This window comes from Lishizhenia sp. (genome assembly GCF_057456495.1).
This window is the reverse complement of the sequence record NZ_JBVCPV010000141.1, coordinates 1-8,029: the sequence shown is the minus strand read 5'-3', so window position 1 is coordinate 8,029 and position 8,029 is coordinate 1. Positions and strand designations below refer to the sequence as shown.

8 protein-coding genes are annotated in these 8,029 nt (G+C 38.9%); 5 read left to right on the top strand and 3 right to left on the bottom strand.

Going from position 1 to position 8,029, the window contains the following annotated elements:
* Window positions 1-1,297: hypothetical protein (locus tag AC22ZQ_RS10400; RefSeq protein WP_318958721.1), on the bottom strand; the 1,297-nt coding region annotated here is incomplete at its 3' end.
* A 372-nt stretch (window positions 1,298-1,669) separates the two neighbouring features.
* Between AC22ZQ_RS10400 and AC22ZQ_RS10395 the strand changes: the two genes are divergently transcribed.
* The 3 genes from AC22ZQ_RS10395 to AC22ZQ_RS10385 are packed head-to-tail and all read left to right on the top strand — an operon-like array spanning window position 1,670 to window position 3,821.
* Window positions 1,670-2,221, top strand: coding sequence for a hypothetical protein (locus tag AC22ZQ_RS10395; protein ID WP_318958720.1), 552 nt, complete (start codon window positions 1,670-1,672; stop codon window positions 2,219-2,221).
* A gap of 2 nt (window positions 2,222-2,223) precedes the next feature.
* Window positions 2,224-3,264: an alpha/beta fold hydrolase gene (locus tag AC22ZQ_RS10390; RefSeq protein ID WP_318958719.1), complete on the top strand. Its 1,041-nt coding sequence runs from the start codon at window positions 2,224-2,226 to the stop codon at window positions 3,262-3,264.
* Window positions 3,265-3,269: 5 nt separating this feature from the next.
* Window positions 3,270-3,821: a hypothetical protein gene (locus AC22ZQ_RS10385; RefSeq protein WP_318958718.1), complete on the top strand. Its 552-nt coding sequence runs from the start codon at window positions 3,270-3,272 to the stop codon at window positions 3,819-3,821.
* A gap of 157 nt (window positions 3,822-3,978) precedes the next feature.
* Here the strand turns inward: AC22ZQ_RS10385 and AC22ZQ_RS10380 are convergent, their stop codons facing one another.
* Window positions 3,979-4,680, bottom strand: coding sequence for a Dph6-related ATP pyrophosphatase (locus AC22ZQ_RS10380; RefSeq protein WP_318958717.1), 702 nt, complete (start codon window positions 4,678-4,680; stop codon window positions 3,979-3,981).
* 8 nt (window positions 4,681-4,688) lie between these two features.
* Window positions 4,689-5,540 (bottom strand): dihydropteroate synthase, encoded by an 852-nt coding sequence (gene folP, locus AC22ZQ_RS10375; protein WP_318958716.1) that lies wholly within the window; start codon window positions 5,538-5,540, stop codon window positions 4,689-4,691.
* 28 nt (window positions 5,541-5,568) lie between these two features.
* Here folP and AC22ZQ_RS10370 point away from each other — a divergent pair, with 28 nt between their 5' ends.
* On the top strand, window positions 5,569-6,111 hold the full coding sequence (locus tag AC22ZQ_RS10370; RefSeq protein ID WP_318958715.1) for a DUF1599 domain-containing protein: 543 nt from the start codon (window positions 5,569-5,571) through the stop codon (window positions 6,109-6,111).
* 9 nt (window positions 6,112-6,120) lie between these two features.
* Window positions 6,121-8,016 (top strand): MauE/DoxX family redox-associated membrane protein, encoded by a 1,896-nt coding sequence (locus AC22ZQ_RS10365; RefSeq protein ID WP_318958714.1) that lies wholly within the window; start codon window positions 6,121-6,123, stop codon window positions 8,014-8,016.
* Window positions 8,017-8,029 lie beyond the last annotated feature (13 nt).

The window sequence follows — 8,029 nt, the reverse complement described above, 5'->3', positions numbered from 1 at the left end:
TTCCATTCTCTAACCAATCAGGTACTTCAAAATCTTTCGCTTTTGGATGTTGTTGAAAAATAAATCTCAAAGCTCTGATTGAATCATAAGCGTCACTTACAAGTTTTTTCTGAAGCTCTGTAAATTTATCATCATATTCATTTTCACTTATCTTATGAGCTGGATTTTGTCTTTCTCTCCTTACTTTTTTAAGTGGCTTAAATATGTCTTTTAGCTCATTTTCCTTTTCTGTTTTAAAAATACCTAAGAGCCATTCTTCCAAAAGTCTTATAGTTCCTTTTGATCTTCTTTCTACTAATCCATCTTCGATTTCTACTATGTCATATAGCTCCATTTTACCTTTAAAAAAATCCTTGTTTATATTTTCTGATAGCATTTTATCAAGTAAATGGACAAAATCATTATAGTTTTTTAATGTAGGTGTGAAAAAGAAGGTGAACTCTTTTGGTCTTTTTTCGTCATTAAAGTTCTTTCTAAATAGTGATTTTGAGAAAATCGTTTCTGAGATTTTATTTAAGCAGCTTAATTCTCCAATTAAACCACTAAATATTGAATAGGAAGAAGTCCAATTGCCTTGAATTGTATTTTGATGATATTCTTCAAGCATTTTACAATTCCCTCCTTTTTCTCGACTTTTCCAATAAACTTGGTGCTCAGGTGTTAAGTCGCATAAATATCTTAAATATACCACAGCAACTCTCTTATTATTTTCATCAAACCCCAAACCAAAAGTTTTTAGAAAAACTTCGTCTTCTTTTCTGAGATAGGGTTTGTCATTGTCATCATATTTACACGAAATTCTACCAGAATAATCTTTGAAATGAAAGTCAAATCGTGGGTCGTTAGCGTATCTTTCTAAAACTTCTATTTCAAAGAAAATTGGTTTTAACTGTGGTTGAGCAAAAGCTAATTCTTTAGTATAAACTGCATTTCCAAATTCCGTTAAATCCCTTTTAGATTTTAGAAGATTTTCTGTCGGATATAAACAGATAGGAAACTCCGTATTTTCTGATACAAAAGAAATCTCACCGATTTTCTCAACTGTAACCTCCCAAGATTTAGCATCTTCAAGAATTTTTAATTGAATATCAATTGGGTAAAGCCGTGAGCAAATTATGTGAGGATTTGTACTAGATTGTATTGTTATCCTTTCTTCAGAGACGAGAGCTTTTATAATGTCAATAGAATTTTCATATTCAATTCTTAATTCTTCGCTTACTTGTCTTAAAGGCATTCCATTGAAATCACTTGAATTCACAAAGAAGTCATATACTTTATTTTCAATTTGTTTTTTCAATGATGTTGGTTTTTTAGCTTGCGTACAACAATCGTATATCCACAATTGCGTTTATTTTCCTTATCTCTCTATTGCATTTACCCACCCAAAAGAGCCAATAAAACACAACTTCCTCCCGAAAATACCTTTTTCAATGCTAAAACCTTAGGAATTGATCATCGGTGGTGTCAAAAAGGGGAAAAGTCCCCTAAGTGGCGGGAAGGTGAGCTAAAACTAATAAAATAATTATATGGTTGAAATAGATGTGCGTAAAAATGTGCGGGGCAAGTTGACTTTTCGTAAATTGTAGGAAGCTTCAAAAAAATAATCTACGCTTGGGATGGGGGTAAGGTAAGTTTCTGCTGTCTTAGGTGTACCCAACATCGTACAATTATGAAACATTACTTACTCTTTGCATTCTTTACCCTTTCAGCTTTGGGGGGTGTTGCACAACAAAACCTTAACCTGGGCGGTGCGGTGATCTACGATAGTTATCGGTCACCCGGATTTGCTTTGAAAATGGAATATGAAAAGTTCTTTACCCCTGATTTTTCGTTACCCTTGAAGTTAGAAACAGGATATGTATACGGAGGAGAAAAGAATTCACTTTCCATAGAATTGCACAAAGGCTTTCGTAAATATTTTGCTTCTGGAATTTTCTTAGAACAATATATAGGCGTGGGGGCCATGGCCAATTTTTACCACACCGATGATATCTGGTACTTTGATAAATACCAATGGGGATACAGGTATGCACCAGGAGCTAATTGGGGATTTAAACCTTCTACGGGAGTAGTAGTGGGTTATGATTTAACCCATGCCTCTGAGCAATCGCATTTGATTTGCTTAAAAACAGACGTGTATTGGAATTTAGGATTTAGACCCTTGCATTTGCCCTACAGTTCTGTCCAACTCGCTTATGTATTCACTTTTAAAAACCTGTAGACATGAAAGCTATCATTACATTAACATTGTTCACGGTCGTTTTTCTCTTTACAGGGTGTAATAAGGCCGAATTTTTAAACGAAGGAGACTTCTATTATTTGGACCATAAAGGAGCCAAGTTGCCGGTTTGGATCAAAGGTAATATGGAATCGGACGTGTTGCTGATTACCGTACACGGCGGTCCAGGCGATTCTGGGATGGAACAAACCATTGCCAAGGGCTTTAAATATTTGGAAGACGATTATGCCGTTGCCCATTGGGATCAAAGGTACAGTGGGATGTCGCAAGGTTACTACGATAAAGCCAAGCACACGCCCGAGCAGTATATAGAGGATACAGAAATGGTGGTCAAACTTTTACAGCAAAAATACCCCAATAAGAAATTGTTTATGCTGGGGCATAGCTGGGGCGGACAGTTAGCCGCGGGGTATTTAGGAAGAGATAATCATGCAGCTAATTTCAAAGGTTGGATAGATTTGGATGGATCTATTTATGGAGATTTGGAGTCGCAATTAATGAAGGAATACATACTGGATAGAGTTCCGGCTAAATTGGAGGAGGAAAATGCAGATGTAGCGTTTTGGCAACATATAGTGGACTGGTACGATGAGCATCCAAATCCGGGAAATTATTCAGAGGGACTCCCTTATATCTATGTGTCGAACCTAGGGGGTGATGCCTATAACTGGGAAGAGGTGCAAGCCGATAACCCTACGCCTTACATCGAGTTGATTTTTAAATCTATGTTTTCATTTTCCTTCTATACGGATGCCTTTTACGATAAGGAAACCATGCAAAAATGGGACAAGCTGAATTACACACCGGAGTTAGAAAACATTAGCATTCCATCTTTGATACTCTGGGGAGCCGATGATGGCATCGTTCCGGTGGGAGTGGCAGACTATGTTTACGATCATTTGGGAACACCTGCAGCTGATAAAGAAGTCGTTAAAATACCTGAGTGTTGTCATGGACCACAACATGATCAGCCCGAAATATTTTACCAAGAAGTAAGTGATTTCATTGAAACCTATAAAAACTAAGCAGCATGAAAAGAATAGTATATAGTTTAACACTTTGCGTGATGTTTTTAGCGCAGGCTCAAGCACAAGTTCAACAAAACGTGGGAGTAGGGTACTTTGGAAACACAGTTACTTATCCTGGTTTGGTTTTGGAATACGGACTAGAAAAAATGTTTACAGCGCAAGCCTCACTTCCTCTGCGTTTAGATGTTGGATTTTACCATCATAAAAGGTATAACACCGGAGTATTTGCCGACGTCAATTTGGGTTTTAGAAGGTATTATGCTTCAGGATTGTTTTTGGAAGAGAGTATAGGTGTTGGTTGGATGAGTACTTTTGTAGCTTCAGATGAAGTATTCAGCATTAACGATGCAGGAGAATTGGAAGAAGCTTCAAGGTATGCTTCAACGGATGTTATGCCTTCAATCACCCTGGGTATTGGATATGATCTTACCCGAAAAAGTGCCGCAAAGCACCTGATTTGGTTACGTCCAAAAATCTTTTGGCAATTCCCCCACAAAACAACGTCCTTTTACAGTGTTGCACTACAAGTTGGGTATACCTATCATTTGAAATAAAAGCGAGAGAAGGTGATTAAGATGTATCGTCAGAACAATTGCTTTCTCTTTTTCATTGCTTCAAGTGTCGCTCGGCTCGATACCTCGACTCCGCTCGATAACCTTGGCAGTAAATAAACCTTTTAAATACTCCTTACTCCAAACAGCCTTTGCCTATTCACTTTTGCCTCAATTCAACATAATGGAAGCCTCGTACTTTACTCTCCTTCGTAACATACTTCGCTTCCAGTTCCTTATATACTTTCTCACCATTTTCAATGTGTATAGGTGCTGAAAAAATGGGACCATCGTAACAAAAGCTGTGGAATTCGCCGTTTTCGCCGCAAGGGTCTACTTCTGAAGGGAGGGAAGAGAGGAAGTTGTGGTCGTAGTCTTGGCCGACATGCGTTTCGTTTAAGTAAGCATCACTTACGCAACAAATTCTTGTTTTAAAACCTGCATCTATGAAGGCTTTGGAGAGTTTGTGCGTGTCTTTTTTCCACAAAGGGAAGAAGCCTTTGAGGTTTACTTGGGCCAGGTTGTTTTCTCTGTAGGTTCTCAAATCTTCTAAGAAGATGTCGCCGAAAACTACACCAGCTATTTGGTGTTTTCCTTTGTATTCTTCCAGTACCTTGCGCATTTGCTCTTCGTAGTGCGTGTTGGTGCTTTCGCTCACGGTCATTTCTATGAGGGGCAAGCCTATGCTTTGTGCTTGTTGGCGCGTTAAGTCTATGTGCGTGCCGTGCATGGAAACACGTTGTAAATCTATGTTATAGGTGGTCATCAAAGCCACCACTTCAAAATTAGGATCTTGCAAAGTTTGCCAAAGGGCATAACTCGAGTCTTTACCGCCACTCCAAGCGAAGATTACTTTGTGCATAATGTTGTCTATTGGTGTAAGCGTTTGTTTAATTCAACCACTTGTTTGGCTTCTTTCACATCGTGTACGCGCAAGATGTTAGCACCTTTGTTGAGGGCAAACATGTTTAAGGCGGTAGTCGCGCTCAAACTTTCAGCGGCAGTGATATCAAGCGCTTTGTAAATCATAGACTTTCTAGAAATCCCTGTTAAAATGGGGTAGCCCATGGTGGTGAACTTGTTTTGATGTGCCAACAATTCGTAGTTCTGGTCCAAAGTTTTGGCAAAACCATAACCGAGGTCGAGTATGATGTTGTTGTGTTGGAGTGCATTCAATTTTCTTACTTTTTGCATCAAATCCTCGTAGATGTCTTCTACCAAATTGTCGTAGTTACATAAACTCTGCATGGTTTGCGGCGTACCGCGCATGTGCATGAGTATATAAGGCACTTGGTTTTTGGCAACGGTAGCAAACATGTGTTCATCCAAAGTTCCTCCAGAAACATCATTGATGATGTCTGCACCTTGGTCTATTCCGCGTTGGGCTACTTCACTTCTAAAGGTGTCTACCGAAATCCATACTTCTCCAAAATTCTTGCGAATAGCCGTCACTGCTTCTTGCACGCGCTGGGCTTCAGCTTCAAGAGGAACTTCTATGGCTCCCGGACGTGTAGAGTAAGCACCCAAGTCCAAAATATCTGCGCCATCCTGCAACATTTTCTCCACAGTTGTTAATAACTCTTTAGTCGATTGATTTCTACTAGGTTCATAGAAAGAGTCTTGGGTCAAATTAAGTATACCCATTACCCGTGGAGTACTCAAATCGAGTACCTTGTCACCGTTATGGAGTAGGCTAGAAATTTTATTATTCTTATCTTTCACGTCTATTTTTTTGAAGAAATATTTAAGGATGTCTAAAACAACGGAGCAATATACAAAAGTGATTTCCATTTGCAGGGAAATTTTTGAAAAGAAAACCAAAGATTACGGTACATCATGGAGAGTTTTTCGCTCGAGTTCGTTGACCGATCAATTGTTTATCAAGGCACAAAGAATACGCACACTTCAAATCAATGGAGAAAGCAAAGTAGGCGAGGGAATTTACGATGAATTCGTAGCCATAGTCAACTATTGTGTAATGGCTTTGATACAATTGGAGCAAGACGATAATTTGGAGATGGAATTGACCCAGATGGAAGCTATACAGTTGTACGATGCCTACATCAAAAAAGCCAAAGAGTTAATGGAAAAGAAGAACCACGATTACGGGGAAGCCTGGAGAGATTTGCGTGTGAGCTCTTTAACAGATTTGATTTTGGCCAAGATACTTCGCGTAAAACAAATAGAAAACAACGCTGGAAAAACCATAGCGAGTGAAGGGATAGATGCAAACTACTACGATATGCTAAACTATGCCGTATTTTCACTTATTCACTTAAACGAAGAAAACTAATCGTAAGATATGAGAACAGTAGATAAAATTCACGGACGTTCGCTACCTTTAAACCTTATAGCTATCTTACTAAACCTAACTGGATTAACCTTTTTGGTGATCGGTTACCACGATAATTTTGAAGCCAATGCCATGCTTTACAAAACCATAGGGAGCGTTCTGTTCTTTATAGGGATGGCAGGGTTCATTGCATTGAAAGGATTGCAGCTCAGCTCTTATGTTTTTAGAGCTATATCGGGTGGTTTATTCATCGTTTCAGGACTCATTAAAGCCAATGATCCACTCGGTTTTGCCTACAAATTAGAAGAGTATTTTGAAGATGGGGCACTTGCCTTTCGTGTAAAAGAGCTTTTCAATGCACCCGAATTTAGTTTAGAATTCTTTATCGATTACGCCCTTCCTTTGAGTGTAATCATCTGTATACTAGAAATCGTTTTAGGCGTATTGCTCATCATAGGAGGAAAACTCAAATTGGCATCTTTCCTTACGTTGGGAATGATGTTCTTTTTCACGCTGTTGACATGGCATACCAAAGAATGTGACCCGAATGCCTACTTCATGGATGTAGATAGGTATGAGGTAAATTCAAGCACTGCACAGCAAAAGATACAAATGGCCGAAAGCGATACCATGGTGCGCGTGCTAGAGACGACAAACAGTTATGTGAAGATAGGTGAATACAAATCTACACAGTGTGTAAGCGATTGTGGATGTTTTGGAGATGCCTTGAAAGGAAGTGTGGGTAGATCGTTGACGCCTCAAGAATCCTTCTGGAAAGATTTAATTTTCTTGTATTTCTCTATATTCATTTTTATTGCATCGTTTAGATCTGCGCCCAATACCCGTAACCAAAACTTGTTGATGATACCTGCATCTATGATCGTGAGTATCTTCTTTAGTTATGTGTTCGGTTGGTATTTCCCAATTTTCTTTGCTTTGATCACCATTTTAGGTGCCTTATGGGTGAAGCGTTCGAACAACAAGTGGGTAGGAAACTACTGGGTGGCCTCGTTATGGGTGATCTTTATCAGTGCGTTGTTTGTGACCTATGTATTGGCGTATATGCCCGTGAAAGATTATAGACCATACGCAGCAGGTAGTGATTTGAATGAAAAAATGAACGATGGTAGAGAAGGTGTTTTCGAAACTTTCTTAACGTATAAGAATTTGCAAACAGGAGAATTGAAAGACTTTACTTCTGCTGAATTCAGTGCATCTGATATTTGGAAGCCAGAGAACAAAGACAAATGGGAGTTTGTGAGTAGCGAAACCAAAACAATTGTTCCTACAAAATTACCTTCTATCGTTTCATCAGAATTCAACCCGAATTTAAATGTTGCAGATTTGACGGAGGTAGAAAGGAATATGCCTTATGTGAAAGAGATGTTAGAAGCACACCAAACGGCTCAAGTCTTTGTACAAGAACGCGAGAGTGGTGGTGGATACTATGTTCCTTTAAAGGAGTATAGTCCAGAAGCCTACGATAGCACGATGTACGTTATTGGAGATACTGTTATGGGCTTGGATCCTTACTTCCCAGAGGTAAGTGTACAAGAATTGATTTTGACTTCTCCACGTATGATTTTGTTGGTGAGCAAGAACTTGCCGAATGTGGCGTTGAGTCAGAAACGTATAGACCGCATTAAGCGTGTAGTTGCAGATGCTCAAGCTGACGGAGTACCGGTGGTTATGGCAGCAGTAACAACAACAGAAGATATTCAAAAGTTCAGAGAAGAAACGGGAATCATTGTTCCTACTTTCATGAACGACGAGAAAATATTGAAAGCTGTAGGTAGAGCAAATCCTACCTTAATGGTGATAGAAAATGGCGTAGTAAAAGCCAAATATCCTTACCGTTCTATACAAGAATGGAGTTGGATGAAAGAAAATGCATTAGAAGATTAAATCCATATTATGA